At 69.5% G+C, this 20,968-nt stretch carries 20 protein-coding genes, 1 pseudogene and 1 riboswitch; of the genes and pseudogenes, 15 read left to right on the plus strand and 6 right to left on the minus strand.

Annotation, left to right across the window (positions count from 1 at the left end):
* Positions 1–106 precede the first annotated feature (106 nt).
* The 5 genes from O3Q52_RS24705 (at position 107) to O3Q52_RS24725 (ending at position 3,298) form a co-directional block, all read left to right on the plus strand.
* Positions 107–760, plus strand: a complete 654-nt coding sequence (locus O3Q52_RS24705; RefSeq protein WP_269650959.1) for a response regulator transcription factor — start codon at positions 107–109, stop codon at positions 758–760.
* An 87-nt stretch (positions 761–847) separates the two neighbouring features.
* Positions 848–2,101 carry an ATP/GTP-binding protein gene (locus O3Q52_RS24710; protein WP_269650944.1) on the plus strand — a complete coding sequence of 418 codons (1,254 nt, stop codon included), beginning with the start codon at positions 848–850 and terminating at the stop codon, positions 2,099–2,101.
* A gap of 47 nt (positions 2,102–2,148) precedes the next feature.
* Complete coding sequence (locus tag O3Q52_RS24715) at positions 2,149–2,403, plus strand: hypothetical protein (RefSeq protein ID WP_269650945.1); 255 nt, start codon at positions 2,149–2,151, stop codon at positions 2,401–2,403.
* Between the two features lie 294 nt (positions 2,404–2,697).
* Entirely contained in the window at positions 2,698–2,880 is a 183-nt protein-coding gene (locus O3Q52_RS24720) for a hypothetical protein (protein WP_269650946.1), read from the plus strand.
* 13 nt (positions 2,881–2,893) lie between these two features.
* Positions 2,894–3,298 (plus strand): ISAs1 family transposase, encoded by a 405-nt coding sequence (locus O3Q52_RS24725; RefSeq protein WP_269650947.1) that lies wholly within the window; start codon positions 2,894–2,896, stop codon positions 3,296–3,298.
* A 45-nt stretch (positions 3,299–3,343) separates the two neighbouring features.
* Here O3Q52_RS24725 and O3Q52_RS24730 read toward each other — a convergent pair whose 3' ends face one another.
* The gene (locus O3Q52_RS24730; RefSeq protein WP_332112937.1) at positions 3,344–3,793 is read right to left on the minus strand and encodes an ATP-binding protein; all 450 of its coding nucleotides are present in this window, start codon (positions 3,791–3,793) and stop codon (positions 3,344–3,346) included.
* A gap of 134 nt (positions 3,794–3,927) precedes the next feature.
* Here O3Q52_RS24730 and O3Q52_RS54200 point away from each other — a divergent pair, with 134 nt between their 5' ends.
* From O3Q52_RS54200 to O3Q52_RS24760, 7 genes and pseudogenes are all read left to right on the plus strand, one after another.
* On the plus strand, positions 3,928–4,062 hold the full coding sequence (locus O3Q52_RS54200) for a hypothetical protein (RefSeq protein WP_332112938.1): 135 nt from the start codon (positions 3,928–3,930) through the stop codon (positions 4,060–4,062).
* Between the two features lie 9 nt (positions 4,063–4,071).
* A complete protein-coding gene (locus O3Q52_RS24735; protein ID WP_332112939.1) occupies positions 4,072–4,749 on the plus strand; it encodes a DUF5753 domain-containing protein in 678 nt (225 codons plus the stop codon).
* Positions 4,746–4,991, plus strand: a complete 246-nt coding sequence (locus O3Q52_RS24740; RefSeq protein WP_269650948.1) for a DUF397 domain-containing protein — start codon at positions 4,746–4,748, stop codon at positions 4,989–4,991. The genes O3Q52_RS24735 and O3Q52_RS24740 overlap by 4 nt, the downstream gene beginning before the upstream one ends.
* A 428-nt stretch (positions 4,992–5,419) precedes the next feature.
* Positions 5,420–6,391, plus strand: a complete 972-nt coding sequence (locus tag O3Q52_RS24745) for a hypothetical protein (protein WP_269650949.1) — start codon at positions 5,420–5,422, stop codon at positions 6,389–6,391.
* A gap of 80 nt (positions 6,392–6,471) precedes the next feature.
* Positions 6,472–6,756, plus strand: coding sequence for a ribbon-helix-helix domain-containing protein (locus O3Q52_RS24750; protein WP_269650950.1), 285 nt, complete (start codon positions 6,472–6,474; stop codon positions 6,754–6,756).
* A complete protein-coding gene (locus O3Q52_RS24755) occupies positions 6,753–7,133 on the plus strand; it encodes a hypothetical protein (RefSeq protein WP_269650951.1) in 381 nt (126 codons plus the stop codon). Before O3Q52_RS24750 ends, O3Q52_RS24755 begins: the two co-directional genes overlap by 4 nt.
* A 580-nt stretch (positions 7,134–7,713) precedes the next feature.
* A pseudogene (locus O3Q52_RS24760) lies at positions 7,714–8,118 on the plus strand (hypothetical protein); the annotation flags it as partial.
* Positions 8,119–8,937: 819 nt separating this feature from the next.
* Here the strand turns inward: O3Q52_RS24760 and O3Q52_RS24765 are convergent.
* Entirely contained in the window at positions 8,938–10,005 is a 1,068-nt protein-coding gene (locus O3Q52_RS24765; RefSeq protein ID WP_269650952.1) for a C40 family peptidase, read from the minus strand.
* A gap of 503 nt (positions 10,006–10,508) precedes the next feature.
* Between O3Q52_RS24765 and O3Q52_RS24770 the strand changes: the two genes are divergently transcribed.
* Positions 10,509–10,862, plus strand: coding sequence for a hypothetical protein (locus O3Q52_RS24770; protein WP_269650953.1), 354 nt, complete (start codon positions 10,509–10,511; stop codon positions 10,860–10,862).
* A 68-nt stretch (positions 10,863–10,930) separates the two neighbouring features.
* Here O3Q52_RS24770 and O3Q52_RS24775 read toward each other — a convergent pair whose 3' ends face one another.
* On the minus strand, positions 10,931–12,088 hold the full coding sequence (locus tag O3Q52_RS24775) for a C40 family peptidase (protein WP_269650954.1): 1,158 nt from the start codon (positions 12,086–12,088) through the stop codon (positions 10,931–10,933).
* A gap of 6 nt (positions 12,089–12,094) precedes the next feature.
* A riboswitch (cyclic di-AMP (ydaO/yuaA leader) is annotated at positions 12,095–12,266 on the minus strand.
* 454 nt (positions 12,267–12,720) lie between these two features.
* Between O3Q52_RS24775 and pcrA the strand changes: the two genes are divergently transcribed.
* Complete coding sequence (pcrA, locus tag O3Q52_RS24780; protein ID WP_269650955.1) at positions 12,721–15,228, plus strand: DNA helicase PcrA; 2,508 nt, start codon at positions 12,721–12,723, stop codon at positions 15,226–15,228.
* 78 nt (positions 15,229–15,306) lie between these two features.
* Here the strand turns inward: pcrA and O3Q52_RS24785 are convergent, their stop codons facing one another.
* On the minus strand, positions 15,307–17,034 hold the full coding sequence (locus O3Q52_RS24785) for a peptidoglycan DD-metalloendopeptidase family protein (RefSeq protein WP_269650956.1): 1,728 nt from the start codon (positions 17,032–17,034) through the stop codon (positions 15,307–15,309).
* 345 nt (positions 17,035–17,379) lie between these two features.
* Positions 17,380–18,345: a triacylglycerol lipase gene (locus tag O3Q52_RS24790; protein WP_269650957.1), complete on the minus strand. Its 966-nt coding sequence runs from the start codon at positions 18,343–18,345 to the stop codon at positions 17,380–17,382.
* 610 nt (positions 18,346–18,955) lie between these two features.
* Between O3Q52_RS24790 and O3Q52_RS24795 the strand changes: the two genes are divergently transcribed.
* Positions 18,956–19,357: a cobalamin B12-binding domain-containing protein gene (locus O3Q52_RS24795; protein WP_269650961.1), complete on the plus strand. Its 402-nt coding sequence runs from the start codon at positions 18,956–18,958 to the stop codon at positions 19,355–19,357.
* Positions 19,358–19,524: 167 nt separating this feature from the next.
* Here O3Q52_RS24795 and O3Q52_RS24800 read toward each other — a convergent pair.
* Positions 19,525–20,968: DUF5691 domain-containing protein (locus tag O3Q52_RS24800; protein ID WP_269650958.1), on the minus strand; the 1,444-nt coding region annotated here is incomplete at its 5' end.

The following is a 20,968-nucleotide window of genomic DNA, read 5'->3' on the forward strand; positions in this document are numbered from 1 at the left end:
ATCTGGTGCGGCCGGTTCGGCCGGAGCCGACGCGCCGTCCGGGGCCGCCACGGCCAACGACCCTGCGGTCGCCCCCGATCCGGCGGCCTCCGCGCCCGGGCGACACGTGCGCGTGGTCCTCGTCGACGACCACCGCATGTTCCGTACGGGGGTCCAGGCGGAGATCGGGCAGACCGAGCGGACCGGCGTCGAGGTGGTCGGCGAGGCCGCCGACGTCGACCAGGCCGTCACGGTCATCACGGCGACCCGGCCCGAGGTCGTCCTCCTCGACGTGCACCTCCCGGGCGGCGGCGGGGTCGAAGTCCTGCGCCGATGCTCGCCGTTGATGGCCGACGCCGAGCAGCCGGTGCGGTTCCTCGCGCTGTCCGTGTCGGACGCCGCGGAGGACGTCATCGGTGTGATCCGGGGCGGCGCCCGTGGCTACGTCACGAAGACGATCACCGGCACGGACCTCGTCGACTCCATCTTCCGCGTCCAGGACGGCGACGCGGTCTTCTCGCCCCGCCTGGCCGGCTTCGTCCTCGACGCCTTCGCCTCCACCGACGCCCCGCCCGTCGACGAGGACATGGACCGCCTCACCCAGCGCGAGCGCGAGGTCCTGCGCCTCATCGCCCGCGGGTACGCGTACAAGGAGATCGCCAAGCAGCTGTTCATCTCCGTCAAGACGGTCGAGTCCCACGTCTCGGCGGTCCTCCGGAAGCTCCAGCTGTCGAACCGGCACGAGCTGACGCGGTGGGCGACGGCGCGTCGGTTGGTGTGAGCCGGCCGTGCCGCGGACTGGCCTGACCGTCCGGTGGGCGCGTACGCGATCACGCGGATACCCTGTGCGCGACGAGAGGAGGACGGCATGCTGCTGAGATTCCGCGTGGCGAACGTGCGATCGCTGCGCGACGAGCAGGAGCTGTCCTTCGTGGTGCCACAGGGCGAGGAGTCGGACGCGGCACGCACGCTGCGGCTGTCGGACGGAAAGTCGATCCAGGTCTATCCGCTCCTGGGTGTCTTCGGCGCGAACGCCTCGGGTAAGTCCAATGTCATCATCGCGCTGAAGAAGATGAAGGAAGCGGTTCTCGGTTCGTACGCTCAGTGGACGTCCTTCCAGGGAATTCCCCGCGAGGAGTTCGCGCTCGATCCGAAGTCGGCCGCGGAGAGCACCTTCTACGAAGCCGACTTCGTGCTGGACGACGGTGTCCGCTGGACCTACGGGTTCGAGCTCGGAGCCAGGGTGGTGGAGTCCGAGTGGCTTCACGCCTATCCCAAGGGGCGACGGCAGGTATGGCTGGACCGTGACGCCACGCGTGACAACGTCTTCGAGTTTCCCGGCGACCGTATTCACGACCGCGCACTCCTCGCCCGGACCACACGTCCGAATGCCCTCCTTCTCAGACGGGCGGCCAACGACAACCACCCTCAACTCACCAGAATCTACGACTGGTTCAACCAGAACCTGTGGGATGTCACGCCGGAGACCGAACGTACGCAACGCGAGGCCTACACCGCCCGGCAACTGCTGGACGAGGGAGCCCGCGACCGTATCGAGGAGCTGCTGCGGGTCGCCGATCTCGGTATCCGGGGCGCGGAGGTGGAGCAGCGTCCGGGGCAGCCCCCGCTGGTGCGCCTGCTGCACGGCGGTGACTCCGACGAACCCGTCGCCCTGGACTGGCAGCATGAATCGTTCGGTACGCGTTCGTGGTTCGCGTTGATCGGACCGTTGCTGCTGGCGTTGGACAAGGGCGCGGTCCTCCTGATCGACGAGCTGGACTCCAGCCTCCACCCGCGCTTCGCCGCAGAGGTCGTACGTCTTTTCCAGGCGTCCTGGATCAACACCAAGGGCGCGCAGTTGGTCTTCACCTCCCATGCCCCGTCACTGCTCAAGTCGCCCAGAGGCGGGCGCCCCTTGGAGCCGGGACAGATCTGGCTCACGGAGAAGGACGCGGGTGGCGCCACGGAGCTGTACCCGCTGAGTGACGCGGAACCGGGTCCCGACGAGGACCTCAGTGACTCCTACCTCGCGGGGGCTTTCGGCGCCGTTCCGAAGATGACTCAAGGACAGATCGGCCGCAGAGTGCTGACGGCACTGGCAGGGGAGGCAGAGCGTTCCTGATGGCGAGGGACAAGGGTCGGGACAACATCACAGGCCGGCACAGGAGAGTGCTGCCTCAGGATCGACCGCGTGAGGTGTACGTCTTCACCGAGGGTGAGGTCACCGAGCCGGAGTTCATCGAGTTCGTCACCGTACAGGGCACCCGCGCCCAGCAGGGCCGCGAGGTCATCTGCAGCGTCGAGAACCTGAACGCGCCGTCGAAGCGCCGCAAGCCGCTGCCGCTCGTGGACGAGGCCATAGGGAAGTGGACCGAGGTCCAGTGGAGCTTCGTCGAGGACGGCCTGGACGTGGTGGACTACTGAGTCCTCTCCCTCCGGACCGGCACGAGGGTTCCCCCGCAGGTGACCGGAATCGATCGCTCGCGCGAACCGTCCCGTGCGACCTTTTGTACACGGTGATTCCTCCCGTTCCTGAGGCCGTAGGCTGCCCAGGGCGATTGCAAAGTCGCGGTGATCTCGTGAGTGTGCAGGTCACGGCGGTGTGACGATGGTGGGTGGATGCGCGACCGGACGCAACGAAGCTCCGTTGTGGAGGTGACCTTGCCAAGTCGCCTGCGCCCAACGGAGCTTTGATGTGCCGTCAGTCTGCCACCGTCTGTGACCGGCGATGCACTGCACACCCAGCGCGAGCACGCCCGCTTCCTCGTCGAGGCGAAGAAGGCGCACTACGCCTTCACCGTGAAGCGGAACCAGAAGAACCTCTACGAGCAACTGCGGACCCTGCCCTGGGAGCCAGGCGACGGCGAAGTTCTACGACCGCACCACCAGCCACGGACGTAAGGAGACCCGGGTCGTGCAGGCCCTGACCGTCAGCGACCTCGGCGTCGACTTCCCCCACGCCGCCCAGGTCGCCAAGGTCGTACGCCACCGCACCGACGCCAAGACCGGCAGGCAGAGCCGCGAGACCGTCTACGTCATCACCGACCTGACCAGCCGCCAGGCCTCCCCGGAACGGATCGCAACGATCTTGAGGGCACACTGGGTGATCGAAAACAGGCTCCACTTCGTCCGGGACACCGCCTTCCGCGAGGACGCCTCCAAGATCCGCACCGGGCACAGCCCGGAGAACATGGCCACCCTCCGCAGCTTCGCCATCAACCAACTCCGCGACGCCGGCCACACCAACATCGCCGCCGGACTCCGCACGACAGCCCTCCGCCCCTACGAGCGGCCACTGGCCGTCCTCGGACTCAACTGACCTGCGCCAACGCACGATCAACGAACTTTACAATCGCCCTGAGGGCTACCTTGCAGGGGTGAGGCGGAGTTCGAACCAGGCCGTCTTGCCGATGCCGCCTTCGCGCGGGGTCGCGCCCCAGTTGTCCGCCAGCGTGGCCACCAGTGCCAGGCCTCGGCCCGACTCGTCGTCCGGTGACGCATTTCTGGGCGCGGGAAGCATGTCGTTCGCGTCCGTCACCCATACGCGGACGCGGTCGTCGTCCAGGGCGCAGCGGGCCCAGATCTCCCGGCCCGGGGACACCTTCGCGTGACGGTACGCGTTCGTCATCAGCTCGCTGAGTAGTAGGACGGCCGTCTCCGTCACCTCGTCCGGGAGCTTCCATGAAGTGGCCTGTTCCCGGAGGAGAGTTCGGGCTCTGCTCACGCTGCGGGCGTGACGCGGCAGGCGCCACTCGATGTCCTTGGGGGCGGCAGCGGCCGGAGTGGGCTGAGTGTGGTCTCCGGGCATCGGCATGCGCTTCGGTTCCTTGCGTGTGATTCTCCGTCATTTGCCGTGATCAGGCTGGTGGATGCCGTTTAGCCTCGGGAGTAGCGGCGTGGGTACACAGCGTGCTTGTACACGGTGTGTTGGTGGGAGGCGGATCGGGCGTGGTGACTTCCGGAGATGCTCAGCAGCCCCAGCAGGCGTGGCGGTACTGCGGCAGCCAGATCAAGATGTGGCGCGAGGAGGCCGGGGTCAGCCGCCAGGAACTGGCCAAAGAGGCCAACTACGACTACGAGTAGGTCAAGTCCATGGAGAACGGGCGGCGGCGGCCGACGCTCCGGTTCCTGCAGGCTGCGGATCAATTGTGTGGTGCTCGGGGCAAGCTGGCTGCGGCGCATGAGCATTTGAAGCCTGAGCCGTTTCCCACGCGAACACAGCAGTACGTGCTAGAGGAGGCCGCTGCTGTTGCTATGCAGTGGTACGAAGTGGCGCTCATCCCAGGCTTGTTGCAGACGGAGGCGTACGCGAGAGAGCTGATCGGTAACAGTTGTCCGCCGGTGGACGAGGAAACGATTGAGGAGCGCATCGCTGCTCGTCTGCAACGCCAGACGAAGCTCACCAGCAAGCCGCCCGCGCTCTTCAGTTTCGTACTGTACGAGGCCTGTCTGCGGGCCATGGTCGGCGATCGCCTGCTGATGCAGAAACAGTTGGGTCATCTGCTGCGTGTCGGTGAGCTGCGCAATGTATCCATCCAGGTGCTGCCCTTCAGCAGGGTTGCGTACCCCGCATTGAGCGGGCCGATCGTCCTGGTTGAGACCCATGAGCATGAGAGGTACGCCTTCGTGGACGGTCAGGAAACCGGGGCTCTCTACGGAGACGGGGACAGGCTGAGTTCGCTTGCGCAGCGCCATGGCATGATCCGGATGCAGGCCCTTAGTGTTGAGGAGTCTGTTCGATTTATTCGGAAGGTGGCGGAAGAGCTATGAGCTCTGAGTTGTCGTGGTTCAAGTCGAGCTACAGCGACGACCAGGGCAGCGCCTGCCTCGAAGTCGCCCACACCTGGCGCAAGTCCACCCACAGCGGCGACTTCGAAGACGCCTGTGTAGAAGTCGCCGCCTGCCCCCACACCACTCACGTCCGGGACTCGAAGCTCGGCGCTCGAAGCCCCCGGCTCGCGGTCCCGGCGCATGCCTGGGCTGCCTTCGTCACGTACGCCGGCCGCGCTTGAACATCGGCGCCTTCGGGTGCTGTTGGCGAATCCCGTCAGACCTCCAGCAAGTGGGCGGTGAGTCCCAGCGACACGCCGTAAACCCGGCGTGTCGCTGGGACTCTCGCGACAATTACTTCGCCCCGGCGGAGTCGCCAACAGCATCCTTGAGCCCCGTGCTTCGGGCGCCGAGATCCGAGCCCTGTTTGTGAGGATTGGGTGGTTGGGTTCAACCCACCCTCCCTCCCAACCCCCGCGCACACCAGCGCACATGACTTTTCGTGACCGGCTTGCCACGCGCCGTGGCGAACGTTTAGCGTTCGCAGCAACAAACGACCCCGGCAGGTGTTAGCAGCACCGAACCGGGGTCTGACCTCAAGATCGAAGTGGACGACGATCTCATGGCTTGTGAAGACCTTAACGCTGTCCTGCCCGCGCCCGCACATCCCATGGCCAAGCCGGGATACGGCAAACGCTCCGCACCGGACCAGGCGCCCTCCCGCCCCGGCGACTTCGGGCACCTCCCCGCCCGCGCCGCGTACATCGCCGGGTTCCTCGACCGGCTCTGCGAGAACGCCGCCATGGACGTCAAGACCATCGCGAAGGCCCAGCCCCTCTACGGGCAGCAGGCGGTCCGCTCCGCGCTCAACGAACTCGGCGAGGCCGGGCACCTGCGCCGCGTACGCCGCCGGGCCGTGCCGAGCGACGGCGCCACCGGCACCGGCACCGGCACGCGGTGGGTCTTTCGCACCTACTGGTCCGGTACCGCACGTGACAACGAATGGTGGGCCCGGTTCCTGGACGGTGACGTACCGGACGCTGTGCCGGGTGCAGTACCTGGAGCCGTACCGCCCGAGGCACCGATCACGACATCCCCGGCCTCCGCAGCCCCCGCCTCCGCATCCCGGGCCACCTCCAGCGACGTAACACACCCCTCGGACTCCTCGGACCTGTCCCGTTCCGGTGAGAGGCCTCAACCCTCGGCCGCCTACTTGGCCCTCGCCCAACTCGGCCGCGCCGAACCCCGCTTGGCGCTCTCCCACGCCGACTGTGCCGCGCTCGAAGGCCTCGCCGCCGACTGGCTCGCCCGTTGTTCCGACACCGCCCGCCTCACACAGATCCTCGTCACGGGCCTCCCCGAGCCGGTGTACTCACCCCGAGCCCTCGTCCAGCGTCGGCTCCGCGACAAGATGCCGCCCGAGTTGCCCGCCCCGGAGGAACGCCCTGCGCCCCGCGCACGCCTGATCATGGAGTGCACCGAGTGCCGCGTTCCCGGCCGCCCGGAGGCCCTGCCCGGAGGTCTTTGCCGCGCCTGCCGCGGCGGCACCACGGCCGAAGCGTCGCGCGCGCTGTCTCCGACGGCCGTACATGGCCGAGCCGCGCAGGTGCGCGGGGCGATCCGTATGCCGCTGCGCGCGTGAGCCGTTTCCGCGCACGGCCCGCAGCTCGTCCTTCACTCTCAATAGGAGTCTCTCGCATGGCCATGCGATACCCTCATATCATGGCAGCCAAGAAGCCCATCTCCGTCACTCTCGACCCTGACCTGCTCGAAGAGCTGCAGCGGCTCGTCGACGCGGGCGAGGCGGCATCGATTTCAGCCGTGATCAACGAGACCCTGCGAAGCCGTGTCGAACGCCGGCGGCGAGCTGAACAGGCACGGGAGTACGTCGAGGAAACTCTGCTGCGTGGTCAGGCGCTGTCGGACGAGGAGCTTGTCGAGGCGCGCGGCATGCTGGCCGCGAGCAAGGCCCGCACCGACGCCCGCCGCAAGGGTGCTGCGGCGTGAGCGACGGCGTCATCCTGGACCATCACGGTCTGCTTGCCCTCGGGCGCGGGCATCGTGTGCTGTCCGGATTCATCGTGGCAGCGCACGAGGACCCGCTGTACACGGTGGTGGTTCCAGCTCTCAGCCTGGCTGAGGCCACGAGGAGTCGCCCCGGCATTTCGGGTCATCTGGCCCAGCTTCCCGCCGTGGAAGTGGCGTCGGTCGACCGGATCGTCGCCGACACCATGGGGCGTATCGCTGCCACGCTCTTCCCCGGGCAGGGGTGGTCGGCGGTCCATGTGGCCGCCGTGAGCATGGCAACCGGCTGGGAAGTCGCCACCACGGAGCCTGCCGCGTATCGCGGGTTCGGCGTGCCGGTGCTGCCCTTGACGGGATGAACTGCCCAGCCGTCGTGGTGAGTGGTTGAGCCTGCCAGTGGCCTGAACTGCCCTTCCCCACACCGCTTCCGCCTCATCTGCCGCAGAATGGAACAACGGTCAGAACCGTTGGCCGGGGCCAGGCAGCACGCGGGGAGAGGCGCGTACGCATGGCACGGGGCACGGTCGAACTGGACGAGGTGGAGCGCCCGGGCGTCGAGCAGTTGAGGGCGATGGGGTGGCGGCACGTCCACGGGCCGGAGCTGTCGGGACCGACGATCGTGCGTACGGCGATGTCCTGCTCACCCGGCGCCTCGGCTCGGCGATCCGGAGGCTCAACCGCGTCACCGGTACCGGTGAGACCTGGATGGGGCAGGCCGACGTAGACAACGCGGTCGATGACCTGCGCAGAGCCGCACGGAACGTCGCCACGGACAAGCTGAAGGACGTCAACAGCGATGTGACGAGTCTGCTGCTCAGCGGGACGCCCGCGACAGGGCACGAAGTCCACCACCAGGGCAAGACCGTGCATGTGCAGTACGTCGACTGGGAGTTGGAGGGACTCGACGACGCAGAGGCGTGTGCGCAGGCATTACCGGGACGACACCTGCGGCTGGTACGGCGGCGCCATCGGCGTCGGCGGGACGCGATGATCGGGGCGATACGGGCGCGGTTGCCGGGGGCGGTGGTGCACGGGGCCGCGGCCGGGCTGCATCTGCTGATCACGTTCGGCGGGGACGACAGTGCCGGAACCGACGACAGTGCCGGAACCGGGGGCTTCAGGGATACCGACCTCGCCGCCGAGGCGCTGGCCCGAGGGGTCAAGGTGCACCCGCTCTCCTGGCACCGCCGGCGGCCGGGCGGCCCGCCAGGTCTGCTGCTCGGCTACGCGGCGTCTTCGGTGTCGGCGATCGAGGAGGGGGTCGCCGTACTGGGTGAGGCCGTTGTCCGCTGTTCGGCGGGTGCCGGCACCCGCGGCCCCAACACCCGCACGGCCCACCGATAGTGCCGTACGGCCTTCACCACGCCGATCAGACCGGTCAGCCAGAGGATGAATCCGATCCCCATCACGAGCACCACGTCGCTGTAGGCGCCCCGTCCGGGCCTCGCCTCCGCCACCCCCGCGAACGAAGTCCACAGCCCGAACGCGCAGACGACGAGCGAGGAGAGCAGCCAGAAGAGGCTCAGGCCGGAGGAGCGCAGGCGGGCGTCGGTGGGCGGATGGCTGTCCAACCGCAGCCAGGCGTCGAGAAGTTGGCTGATATGCCGGTCCCGCCGGACGGCGAGGACGACGGCCACGACGGAGGGTGCCAGCGAGGCCAGACCGAGGACCGCGAAGAGCGGCCCCAGGATGAACCCGGTGGGATCGCGCTGCTCCAGTTGCTGCAACGGCAGCACCAGCAGCGCCCATCCGATGATCGCCGAGACCGCCAGCAGCCACAGCAGCAGCACCCGGTGCACCCCGAGACTGCGTCTGCGCAGCTCTTCCAACGCCCGCCCGCGGTCCGCCAGCAGCGCCGACCTGTCCGGCCAGCCGCTGATGTACGCGGGCGGCGGCGGAGGCGGCAGCGTGGGGCCGGGCATCGATTCCTTCGGGAGGGCGGCGGCGAACCAGACGGAACGGGACGGAAGAGAGCGAGGCGGATGGGACCGGAGCGGATCGCGACCGTGCGGTGCGGCATGTCGAACAGTGCCACGCCGACGCTACCCCGCCGCAGTACCCATGCGATGCCCATCCAAGCCGCACCGATGCCCGAACGGCTTGAACTCCCCCGCTCTCTTCACTTGATCCCTGCCCGTAACCCCTGCCGGTTCGCCGGCCCGCTCACGCCACGCGCGTGGCCCCCGCGAAGGGCATCTCGTCGATCGGCGCCACCCGCACCGGTGCCGACGGACTGGGCGCGTGGACCATCTGCCCGTTGCCCACGTACAGCCCCACATGGCTGATGCCCGAGTAGAAGAACACCAGGTCGCCGGGGCGCAGTTCGGACCGCGACACCCGCGGGCCCGCGTTGATCTGCGCGTACGTCGTGCGGGGCAGCGAGATCCCCGCGGCGCGGTACGCGGCCTGCATCAGCCCCGAGCAGTCGAAGGCGTCGGGCCCGGTGGCGCCCCACACGTACGGGCTGCCGAGTTTCCCGTACGCATACGAAATGGCGCTCGCCGCCCTGGAGTTGGGGGCCGTGGCCGACGAACCCGCGCCGGCGCCCAGGTCGCGCGGGCCCGCGGCGGAACGTGAGGCGCGCGCGGTGTCCGCGTCGTCGGCGCCGATACGGGCCCGGTCCGCGTCCGACAGCCGTGACAGCAGGTCCCGTGCCTCTCCCAGTTTCCCGGTGACGGTCGTCTTGTGCCGCTTCAGCTCCGCCTGCCGTTCCTTGAGCGAGGTGAGTTCCACGTGGGCGGCCCCGCGCAACTGCTCGATCTCGCGCAGCTGTCGGCGCACGCGCGACACGTTCGAGGCCTGCCTGCTGCCGGCCCGCTCGGCGAACGCGGCGCCGTCCAGGTACTGGTCGGGATCGGAGGAGAGCATGAGCCCCAGTGCGGGGTCGACGCCGCCGTCCCGGTACTGCGCGGCGGCCAGTGAACCGAGCGCGGCCCGCTCGGAGTTGAGCCGTTCGGTCCTGCGCGCTGCCTCGTCCTGGAGGGTGTCGAGGCGGCCCCGCGTCTTCGTCGACCTCTCCTTCGCGCCGTTGTACTTCTCGGTGGCGACCTCCGCCTCCTGGTACAACTTGTCGACCTTCGCCTTGACCTGAGCGGGTGTCAGCTCCGGGGCGGCGGTTCCCGTCCCCTCGAACCCGGTCGCGCTCGCCGCGCCCGCCAGCGCGATGGTGAAGGCGGTGCGGGCCGTACTGCCGCCGACTGAGCGCTGTCTCGGCTTGCGGTGCGCTGCCACGTGCGATCCACGTCCTTCCGTACGCCGCCGAGGCGTTTGTGCGGCCGCGGCGGCGGCCCTCAGGGGCCGGTTGCACGTCCGGCGGCGGCCCGCACAGGGGGAGCGGGCCGCCGCCGGACCCTTCTCGGCGGTGGTGTCCGGATGCCGCCCCTGACCCGGGCGGTGGTGGGGAGCCGGCCACCTGGTGAAGGACGCTAAACCTGGGACCGCGGCGGGGGTAACGGCATGTACGGAAGTGGTGGGACTCGGACATGACCTGACCGGGTACGACCACGATCCGGGCCCGGGCCCGCCGACTTGACGTGGTGCGGTGACCGATACGCGGATTGTGGGGAAACGAGCGGCGAACCGGTGCTATGGGCTCCGCCGGGTTGTGGCGCGGGAGCTGCGCGGGGCCCGTGGGGCCGACGGGGCCCGCCTGTGCGTAGGGCAGGCGGGGCCGGGTGTGCGGGGCGGGGGGCGGTGTGCGGTGGTACGGAGCCGTTTGGCTAGTGTCCGGGCTCATGGACGTACTCATTCATGTCTTCGTCGCCCTGCACATCATCGGCATCGCATCCCTCCTCGGCGGCTTTCTCACGCAGATGAAGGCCATGAGTGACGGCACGGCCCGCTTCAGCCCCGCCATGCTCCACGGCGCGCTGACCATGCTGGTCACCGGCGCGATCCTGGTCGGCCTCAACCAGGCCGACGACCAGACCGTCAACAACGTCAAGATCGGCGTGAAGCTCGCCCTGCTGGTCGTGATCCTCGGCCTCGTGTACGTGAAACGGGACGAGGAGAAGGTCGAGAACAGCCTGTTCGGCCTGGTGGGCGGGCTGACCACGGCGAACATCTTCATCGCGGTGCTCTGGACCTGAGCGGGGACCCGAGTGGGCACCTGAGTGGAAACAGCTTCCTGTTTCCACTCAGGTCGACGAGAAGCGCCTCACGCCGGGCGCACCACGCTGTGGATCGGCATGTAGTAGATCGACTCCTCGCGGACGTACGCCCCCGGCTTGGGCGCGTGGATCATCATGCCGTCGCCGATGTAGATGCCGACGTGGCTGATGTCGTCGTAGAAGAAGACCAGGTCACCGGGCTGGGCGCTGTTCACGGAGACCGTCGTGCCGGCGTTGACCTGGTCCCAGGTGGTGCGCGGGAGGGTGACGCCGGCGGCCTTCCAGGCTGCCTGGGTGAGACCGGAGCAGTCGTACGAGCCGGGGCCGCTCGCGCCCCAGACGTACGGCTTGCCGATCTGGGCGCGGGCGAAGGCGAGCGCCTTGTCGGCCTTGGCGGTGTAGGTGGCGGAGCCGGAGCCGGAGCCGGAGGTCCCTGAGGTGCTCCCGGAGCCCGTGGAGGCCCCGGTGTCCTGCGCGGCCTCCTGGCGCCGCCGCTCGGCGTCGGCCGCCTGCTGCCGGGCCAGCTCGTCCGCCTTGCGCTGGGCCTCTTCCTGCTTCTGCCGCTCGATCGCGGCGAGCCGCGCCTTCTCCTCGACGGTCAGCTTCGAGAGGAGGTCGCGCGCCGCGGCGAGCTTCCGCTGGACGTCCGCCTTGGACGTCTTCAGTGAACTCTGCGTCCTGGTGAGCGTCTCCAGGCTCTCGGACGCCTCCCGCCGCTTCTCCGTCGTGGCGGTCTGCTGCGTCACGTAGTCGTCGACGGACTGCTTCTGGCGGCTGGTGAGCCGGTCCATCAGCTGGGTCTGGTCGAAGTAGTCCTGCGGGTTGTCCGCGAGGAGGAGGGAGGCGGTGTCGGGGGCGGCGGCCCCGGTGCGGTACTGCGCGGCGGCGAACGTACCGAGCTCCTCGCGCGCGTCGTTGAGCCTCTCCGTGCGGCGCGCCACGTCGTCGAGCAGGGTGTCGACACGCTTCTTCTGCTTGGTGGTCTTCTCCTTGGCCGCGTTGTACTTCTCGCTGGCCGTCTCCGCCTGGCGGTAGAGGTCGCCGACCTTCTTCTCGACTTCCTCCAGGCTCGGCCTGGGCTCCTCGGAGGGCGACGCGTTCGCCGTCTGGGAGAGGAGGGCCACCGAGGTCAGGGCCGCGGTGGCGAGGGCCGGAGTCCGTATGCCCACGGGACTGGGGGGCCGGGACCTGCGGTGTGGCGCCACGAGGGCGTCTCCTTCCGTCGTCCGCCTACCGAGTTAGCTGTCGGGTTCGGGCGGGTGCTCCGGAAGGTTTGCCCTACGGTCCGTTTCCCCGAAGGGAGTTGGACCGATTCACCCCAAGGTCGGTGGGTCCCCGGCTCCGTCGGCCACGAGGGCCTACCGGACTCGGCGGAGGCCGCTCGGCCCGGCGTGTTCGCCGGTGCGGGTCGTGCGGCCCACATAAAATTTAGCTAACTCGTGTGGCCCCTGTGAAGTTTGATGTGCGATATGCCCGATACATTTTCGTGACCTTAGCCTTGGGCTCGACTCGACCTGGTCAATTCGGATGGGTGTGGCCCGAGTTGTCCACTCGATGAAGTCCGGCCCGCTGGAGTGCCCCTTTGGGCAGTGCCCCTTTAGGGGCGCGGGGAACTGCGCGACAAGCCACAAGGAACCCGCACCCGCGATACGGCCCCCAGGGACTTCCGGTGAAGCCGCAGGTCGGCCACCTGATCGCGGACCGCTACAAGCCCCCACCGGAGGGTGACGGAACCCGAGGTGGGCGGCCACGGAAACCCGCACCCCCGCGGAGCGAGCCCGCGGAGTTTCAAGGGCGGCGGCACGCTGTCAGTGGGGGCGCCTAGACTCGGAGAGCGATGAGCAGCCTCTTTGATGACAGCTTCCTGGCGGACCTCAAGCCCTCACGGGCCCACGAGGAGGAGCCCCCGCCGCCGCCCGAGGACGAGGCGCCGGAGTCGGAGCCGGTTCCGGACGATTTGTTCGGCGGCCGCTTCGACGTGCCTCCGAGTCGGGACGGGTACTACCGCGACGGCGCGCCCCGGCCGCACGTGGACCCGGCCGCGCTCCTGGACGGGCTGAACGAGAACCAGCGCGCGGCGGTGGTCCACCACGGCTCGCCGCTGCTCATCGTGGCCGGCGCGGGCTCCGGCAAGACCCGTGTGCTCACGCACCGGATCGCCCACCTGCTGGGCGAGCGCAAGGTGCACCCGGGCCAGATCCTCGCGATCACCTTCACGAACAAGGCCGCGGGCGAGATGAAGGAGCGCGTCGAGCAGCTCGTCGGCCCCCGGGCCAACGCGATGTGGGTGATGACCTTCCACAGCGCGTGCGTACGGATCCTGCGGCGGGAGTCGAAGCAGCTCGGCTTCACCTCCTCCTTCTCGATCTACGACGCCGCCGACAGCAAGCGCCTCATGGCCCTGGTCTGCCGTGACCTGGACCTCGACCCCAAGCGCTTCCCGCCCAAGTCGTTCAGCGCCAAGATCTCGAACCTGAAGAACGAGCTGATCGACGAGGAGGACTTCGCCGCCCAGGCGGCTGGGGGCACCTCCCAGACGGAGTCTGGGGGAGGCTTCGAGAAGACCCTCGCCCAGGCCTACGCGATGTACCAGTTCCGCCTGCGCGAGGCGAACGCGCTGGACTTCGACGACCTGATCATGACGACGGTCAACCTCCTGCGCGCCTTCCCGGACGTCGCCGAGCACTACCGCCGCCGCTTCCGGCACGTCCTGGTCGACGAGTACCAGGACACGAACCACGCGCAGTACGCCCTCGTGCGCGAGCTCGTCGGTACCTCCGAGCACCCGGTCGACGTACCGCCGAGCGAGCACGACCTCCCGCCGGCCGAGCTGTGCGTGGTGGGCGACGCCGACCAGTCGATCTACGCCTTCCGCGGTGCGACCATCCGCAACATCCTCCAGTTCGAGGAGGACTACCCGAACGCGACGACGATCCTGCTGGAGCAGAACTACCGCTCGACGCAGACGATCCTCACCGCCGCCAACGCGGTCATCGAGCGCAACGAATCGCGCCGCCCCAAGAACCTGTGGACCAACGCGGGCGCGGGCGCCCAGATCACCGGCTATGTCGCCGACACCGAGCACGACGAGGCCCAGTTCGTCGCCGACGAGATCGACCGCCTCACGGACGCGGGCGACGCGAAGGCGGGCGACGTCGCCGTCTTCTACCGTACGAACGCGCAGTCCCGTGTCTTCGAAGAGGTCTTCATCCGCGTCGGCCTGCCCTACAAGGTCGTCGGCGGCGTCCGCTTCTACGAGCGCAAGGAGGTCCGGGACGTCCTCGCGTACCTGCGCGTGCTCGCGAACCCCGAGGACTCCGTACCGCTGCGCCGCATTCTCAATGTCCCCAAGCGCGGCATCGGCGACCGCGCCGAGGCGATGATCGACGCGCTCTCCCAGCGCGAGAAGATCAGCTTCCCGCAGGCGCTGCGCCGCGTCGACGAGGCGTACGGCATGGCGTCCCGCTCGACGAACGCAGTCAAGCGGTTCAACACGCTGATGGAGGACCTCCGCACGATCGTCGAGTCGGGCGCCGGCCCGGCGACGGTCCTGGAAGCGGTTCTCGAACGGACCGGCTACCTCGCCGAGTTGCAGGCCTCGACCGACCCGCAGGACGAGACCCGCATCGAGAACCTCCAGGAACTGGCCGCCGTGGCCCTGGAGTTCGAGCAGGAGGCCGGCGAGGGCGAGGCACCGGGCGGCCTCTCCGCCTTCCTGGAGCGGGTCGCGCTCGTCGCCGACTCCGACCAGATCCCGGACGAGGAGGAGGACGGGTCCGGCGTGATAACGCTGATGACCCTCCACACCGCCAAGGGCCTCGAATTCCCCGTGGTGTTCCTGACCGGCATGGAGGACGGCGTCTTCCCGCACATGCGCGCACTCGGCCAGACCAAGGAGCTGGAGGAGGAGCGCCGGCTCGCGTACGTCGGCATCACGCGCGCGAGGGAGCGGCTGTATCTGACCCGTGCCTCGATGCGCAGCGCCTGGGGCCAGCCCTCGTACAACCCGCCGTCCCGTTTCCTGGAGGAGATCCCGGAAACGCATCTGGAGTGGAAGCGCACGGGCTCCCTGGGCCCGGCGGCCTCCGGCGTGGCGGCCTCCCTGTCCTCCTCGCGCTCCCGCTCGGCTGCCTCGGGCGCGTCCGGCTTCGCGACGCGCCGCGGCGCCACGGAGAAGCCGGTGGTCTCGCTGGCGGTCGGTGACCGGGTCACGCACGACCAGTTCGGCCTCGGCACGGTCGTCGGCGTGAAGGGCACGGGGGCGAACGCGGAGGCGACGGTCGACTTCGGGGAAGAGAAGCCGAAACGGCTGCTGCTGCGGTACGCGCCGGTGGAGAAGCTGTAGCCCTGGGATTCATGGCGGCAGGGCTCGGCGTTTTGATGACGTCGAGCCCTGTTTGCGTGTGAGGGGCGGGCGGTTCGGTTACGTCGGGTCGAGGCCGTGGCTGCGCAGCCAGGGGAGCGGATCGATCGCCGAGCCGCCGCCCGGGCGGACCTCGATGTGGAGGTGCGGGCCGGTCGAGTTGCCGGAGTTGCCGGAGTACGCGACCGGGTCGCCGGCCTTCACGACGGTGCCCGAGGCGACCTGGTACGTGGCGAGGTGGCAGTACCAGATCTCCGTGCCGTCCTTGGTCGTCAGGATGACCATGTTCCCGTACGAACTGTTCCACTGCGTACGGACGGTCCCGTCGGCCACGGCCATCACCGTCGTGCCGTACGACACCGGGAAGTCGATGCCGGTGTGCGTGGACATCCAGTTGACGCCGGCCTGCCCGAAGGAGGCACTGAGCCCCTTCTGCGTGACCGGCAGCGCGAACTTCGGCCGCAGCCGCTCCTTACGGGCCGCCTCCGCCGCTGCCCGCTGCCTCTCGGCGGCCTGCTGGGCCTTCAAGTCGATACGTTCCTGCGTACGGCTCGCCCGGTCGGCGAAGTCGTCCGCGTCGGTGGAGAGGTTCTCGAGCTGGGTGTCCAGCTGGTTGTTCGCGGCCGACGGCTTCATGGTGCTCGTGTCGGGCGCAGCGGCCGTCGTCTGCACGTCGTCGTTGCTGCTTCCGCCGGTCACGGACGCGGCGGCGATTCCGGCGACGCCCATCACACACGCCGAGGGCACGGCGACCGTCAGCAGGGCGGAACGCTTCGGTGGGGTGCGGCGGCGGGAACGGGGCGCGGAACGGCCGGCCGCACGTGACGCGGAGCGGCCGGCCGGGGCGTCGGTGGCGACGGAGGTGGTTTCCTCGACGTCGTCGAAGGGCGCGGGTTCGTCGTGGGTGTGGCTGTGGCCATCGGTACCGGAGTCCGCGTCGGCGTCGTCGGAGGGGGTGAACTCGCCTTCCGCGGTGGCCTGTTCCTCGTACGGGACCTGCTCGAACGCGCTGGTGGCCTGCTGGTCGTACGACTCGTACGACTCGTACGACTCGTGCGGGTTGTAGGCGTCGTGGTGCTCGTACGACGTGTGCGGGACGGCCGACGTGTGCTGGTCGGCCGGATACGACTCGTGCTCGGCCTGCGCCTGGTGGTGGATCTGGGGCTGGACCTGAGTCTGGTTCTGCTGGTTCTGGTCGCCGCCGTCCGAGTTCCAGGCCGTCGCGTCGTACGTGCCGGTCTCGAAGGTCGGCGCGGTCCACTGCTGGGTGGGGTCGACCGGATCGGCCTGGAGCCAGGCGTTCGCGTCCCACTGGCCGGTGCCTTCGGGGCCCGCGGCCTGCGTGGGGATCTCGCCGAGCTGCTGGTGACCGGAGTCCGACCAGACACCGCTCGTGTCATAGCTGCCGGTCTCGAACGCGGCGTGGTGCTGGGCCGCGTACGGATCGTAGTTCAGCGTCTGATGACTGCCGGTGGCCCACTGGGTGGCGTCGTACGAACCTGTGCCCGCGACGCTGCCGTCGTTACCGCCGCCGTTGCCGGGGAGGTCGCCGAACAGGGGGTCGGTGTCGAAGGTCGTCGTCGCGTAGGCGCCCGTCGTGTCGTAGCTGCCCGTCGCGCCGTACATGCCGGGGGCGTTGGCATCAAAACCGGTGGTGGAGCAGCCGTCGTGCGTGGTGAAGTCGCCGTACTGGACGCCCTGTTCGCCATAGGACGCGTAATGCGCCGAGGCAGCCTCGGGAGCCGGGGCCGGGGGGGTTGCGGTCCCCGACGGGTGACGGTCGTTCACCAACTTCTCTTTCGCCTCGACGACAGGGGCTGGCAGAGCAGTGCGGCGACTGTACCCGGCGGTACGAGGGCGCGACAATCTTCGGCGGCTTTCCCTCTCTCAGGAAAGGGGCATTCGGCCGCCTTTCGGCGGAGGACGGGCACAGCTTTGGCCTGGCGTTCGATGAATGTTCGAAGGAACGTCGGTCCTCGGAGCCGGTTGAACGGGTTCGGGGGCGCCTTCCGGTTGCGCTGGTTGGCTTTTGCGCCGCTTACGCTCCGCCGCTTCCGGTTCGCTCGCTTTCTCGCTCCGGCGCTTCCGGTCACGCCCGCGCCCGTGCCCGTGGTGACGTGGTGACGCTCTCGGTCACGCCACCGTCAGACCGTCGGCGCGGGCGGCGGCAGGGTGGGCGGCGGCGGGGCGGGCCTCTGTCTCCTCGGAGTCCAGGGCCTGCCGGATGCCGGCCGCGACGGCCGGGTGCACGGGGAGTGCGAGATGCCCGATTCCGCTCACCCGCACGTTCTGGACGAGCAGGTCCGGGTGCTCGATGCACGCGGTCTCCAGCGGGTCCATCAACTGGTCGAGGTCGCTCCAGAAGCTCACGAACCGCGTCCGGCAGTGCGGCGCCGGCTGGCACAGCTCGTCGAGTACGCCCGAACCGGGGCGCATCTGGCGGACGATCGGGTGCGCGTTCATCAGCGGGACGACCCGCGTGCCCGAGTGCGGCGTGCCCAGCGTGACGAGGGTCCGGACGCGGACGTCACCGCCCAGGCACTGCACGTAATAGCGCGCTATCAGTCCGCCGAGGCTGTGCCCGACGATGTCCACCTCGTGACGGCCGGTGCGCTCGCAGATCTCCTCGATGTGCCGGCCGAGCAGCTCGGCGGCGGTCCGTATGTCACAGGTCAGCGGGGAGTAGTTGAGCGACTCGATCTGCTGCCTGCCGTGCTGGGCCAGTGAGCGGCGCAGCATCACGAAGACGGAGCGGTTGTCGATGAAGCCGTGCAGCAGGACGACCGGGGGCCTGGTGGGGGTGGGGAGCCGGGTGGCGTCCGGAGTGTCGCCGGTGTCGGTACGTGCTTCTGCGCCGGTGCGTGTGCCGGTACCCGTACGTGTGCCTGCGCCGGTGAGGTCGGTCGGGGGCCCGGGTGGGGTCGGCGTCGGGCGGCGCTCCGGGGTGATGCCGGTGGGATAGAGGAGGAGATGGCCCGCAAGGATCGCGATCTCCAGGGCGGTCGCCTTCAGGAGGGTCAGTGAGAGTCCGGCCAGTCTGCCGGGGAGCAGGCGCTGGCAGAGTGGAAGAAGGGGCGACACTGCCCTGGTGACCTTCATGGCCGACCTCCCGTCGGCGCACGGGAGGACGACTCCGTCCCCCGTGTGCCCTCGTGAGAAGCCGATGACGAGGAAGGCGAGGGTGCACGTGCGGCGCGTGTGACGCCGGTGGAGCGACGGGCGTGCCCGTCGTCGTGCGATCGCCGGTGCGCCGCACCACCTTGCCGTGCGGCTGACGGCGCGGCGGTGCGGCGACCTCGTAGCGGCTCCCCTTGCGCACGGTCCGGCCGCGGTCCATCGGCCGCGGGCTGCGGCCCATGTGCCGCGTGATGCGGGACCGGTGCGCGGCGAACTTGTCCCACCGTGTGATTTCCCCCTCGGTCCACACCGCGAAACTGCCGGTGACGGGATGGTGGCGATAACGTTCGTTCACCTTCCCCGGCCGTGTCGTGCGGGGTTGCTGTGCCACCGGGGCATAGTCGTGCGGGGTTGCTGTGCCACCGGGGCATATCTGACGTGAGCGCGGTGGCGGCGAGTCGCCGTCGCGGCCCTCGGGTGCTATCAGTCGGTACAGGTCCGAGTGGATCTCCGCGGAGCTCCGTGGATCTCCGCAGATCCCCGCGGACCGTGCAGGTCGGTAGGTCGGTGTAGTCGGTTCATGGAGGCAGTGATGGGTGTGGCAGCCGGTCCGATCCGCGTGGTGGTGGCCAAGCCGGGGCTCGACGGCCACGACCGCGGGGCGAAGGTGATCGCGCGGGCGCTGCGGGACGCGGGTATGGAGGTCATCTACACCGGTCTCCACCAGACGCCCGACCAGATCGTCGACACGGCTATTCAGGAGGATGCCGACGCGATCGGGCTGTCGATCCTGTCCGGCGCGCACAACACGTTGTTCGCCGCGGTGATTCGGCTCCTGAAGGAGCGGGATGCGGAGGACATCAAGGTGTTCGGGGGCGGGATCATTCCGGAGGCGGACATCGCGCCGTTGAAGGAGTTGGGTGTGGCGGAGATTTTTACGCCTGGGGCGACTACTGGGTCGATTGTGGAGTGGGTTCGGACGAACGTGCGGTAGGGCTCCGCTGGGGGGGGCGGGGGGTGCGTGGGTGGCTTGGGGTGTGTTGTGGCTGCGGGTTGGTGGGGGCTGGTCGCGCAGTTCCCCGCGCCCCTTGGAGGTGGGTGGGGTGAGGGCGTTGTGAGGTGCTGTGGGTCTGTGTCCTGGTTCCGGCTACGCGCGGGCGCTTACTCCTCCGTGAGTTCTCTCTGCATTGCTGCTCGTAGGCGCAGGGTTGTGACCAGGCGTTGGAAGGATTCTGACCAGTAGCTGCCGGCGCCGGGGGCCGCGTTTTCCGGCTCGTCGGGGATGGCGGTGAGGGTTTCGAGGTGGGGGGCCTCCGAAGGGTCCAGGCAGCGTTCGGCCAGGCCCATGACTCCGCTGAAGCTCCATGGGTAACTGCCCGCGTCGCGCGCGATGTTGAGGGCGTCGACGACCGCCCGCCCCAAGGGCCCCGACCACGGCACCGTGCACACTCCGAGCAGTTGGAACGCCTCGGACAGGCCGTGCACGGCTATGAAGCCCGCCACCCAGTCGGCCCGCTCCGCCGCCCCCAGCGTGCCGAGCAGCTTTGCCCGCTCGGCCAACGACACCGCACCCGGTCCGCCCGCCTCCGGTGCGGCGGGAACTCCCAGCAGAGCCCTGGACCAGGAAGGGTCGCGCTGGCGCACCGCGGCCCGGCACCACGCGGCATGCAGCTCGCTCTGCCAGTCGTCCGCCACGGGCAGCGCCACGATCTCCTCCGGCGTACGTCCCCCGAGCCGCCGCGACCACGTGCCGAGCGGCGCCGCCTCGACCAACTGGCCCAGCCACCAGGACCGTTCACCCCGCCCTGCCGGAGCCTTGGGAACGACTCCGTCCCGCTCCATACCCGGATCGCACTCGTGCGGCGCCTCGACCGCTATCGTCGGCGTGCCCTGCGTGTGGTCGACGGCCACGCAGGACACCGCGCGCTCCGCCATCCGCCCGGCGAGCGCCGAACCGGGCAGCGCGGACAGCAACTCCGCCGCCGTGGCCCGCACATTGCGGCTCCGGTCGGCCAACGCCCGCTCCAGGAACGGCTCGTCCGCCGCGCACAGTCCCGTCCGCAACGAGTCGAGGAACATCAGCCGGTCCTCGGCCCGCTCCGTCGCCCACGTGGTGGCCAGCAGATCCCGCGCGGCCGTCGCGTCCCTGGCCCGTATCCCCGAGAGGAGCGCGACCCGCTCGGCGAACAGCCCCTCCTCCCACAACTCCCGTATGCGATCGGGCTCCTCGGGCCCGGGCAGAGCCGCCCCGCCGCCCGGCGTCGAGCGCAGCGCGAACCGCCAGTCCGCGTTCAGCCGGGCCAGCCACAGCGCGCGCGGCCCCGCGAACGCCAGCACCGCCGGCCGTAGATCCGTACGCCCCCGGGCCGCGTCAAGGAGCGCGGGCAGTGCCTCCGGGCGGGGCGCGAACCCGCGCCGGTTCGCCGTGGCGAGCCACTGCGGGAGCAGCTCCATGAGGTCGGGTGTCGAGCCTCTGCGGCCGCCGCTGCCGCCGCCTGCCCCGGGCCGGTCGGCGAGCAGCATCGCGAGTCTGCGCGCGGCCGCGGGCGGCAACAGCGGACGAGGGTCCTCCACCGCGGGCTCCACCCGGGCACCCGCCCGCCCC

Origin of the sequence: Streptomyces sp. ActVer, assembly GCF_027270795.1 — a bacterium.
In the GTDB taxonomy this organism is placed as follows: domain Bacteria; phylum Actinomycetota; class Actinomycetes; order Streptomycetales; family Streptomycetaceae; genus Streptomyces; species Streptomyces umbrinus_A.

Excerpts from the sequence above, each read along its gene's own strand:
- O3Q52_RS24790 (WP_269650957.1), bottom strand. The coding sequence starts at position 18,345 with ATGAAGGTCACCAGGGCAGTGTCGCCCCTTCTTCCACTCTGCCAGCGC.
- O3Q52_RS24770 (WP_269650953.1), top strand. The coding sequence starts at position 10,509 with ATGGACGTACTCATTCATGTCTTCGTCGCCCTGCACATCATCGGCATC.
- O3Q52_RS24735 (WP_332112939.1), top strand. The coding sequence starts at position 4,072 with ATGGAGAACGGGCGGCGGCGGCCGACGCTCCGGTTCCTGCAGGCTGCG.
- pcrA (WP_269650955.1), top strand. The coding sequence starts at position 12,721 with ATGAGCAGCCTCTTTGATGACAGCTTCCTGGCGGACCTCAAGCCCTCA.
- O3Q52_RS24745 (WP_269650949.1), top strand. The coding sequence starts at position 5,420 with ATGGCCAAGCCGGGATACGGCAAACGCTCCGCACCGGACCAGGCGCCC.
- O3Q52_RS24730 (WP_332112937.1), bottom strand. The coding sequence starts at position 3,793 with ATGCCGATGCCCGGAGACCACACTCAGCCCACTCCGGCCGCTGCCGCC.
- O3Q52_RS24740 (WP_269650948.1), top strand. The coding sequence starts at position 4,746 with ATGAGCTCTGAGTTGTCGTGGTTCAAGTCGAGCTACAGCGACGACCAG.
- O3Q52_RS24710 (WP_269650944.1), top strand. The coding sequence starts at position 848 with ATGCTGCTGAGATTCCGCGTGGCGAACGTGCGATCGCTGCGCGACGAG.
- O3Q52_RS24795 (WP_269650961.1), top strand. The coding sequence starts at position 18,956 with ATGGGTGTGGCAGCCGGTCCGATCCGCGTGGTGGTGGCCAAGCCGGGG.
- O3Q52_RS24750 (WP_269650950.1), top strand. The coding sequence starts at position 6,472 with ATGGCAGCCAAGAAGCCCATCTCCGTCACTCTCGACCCTGACCTGCTC.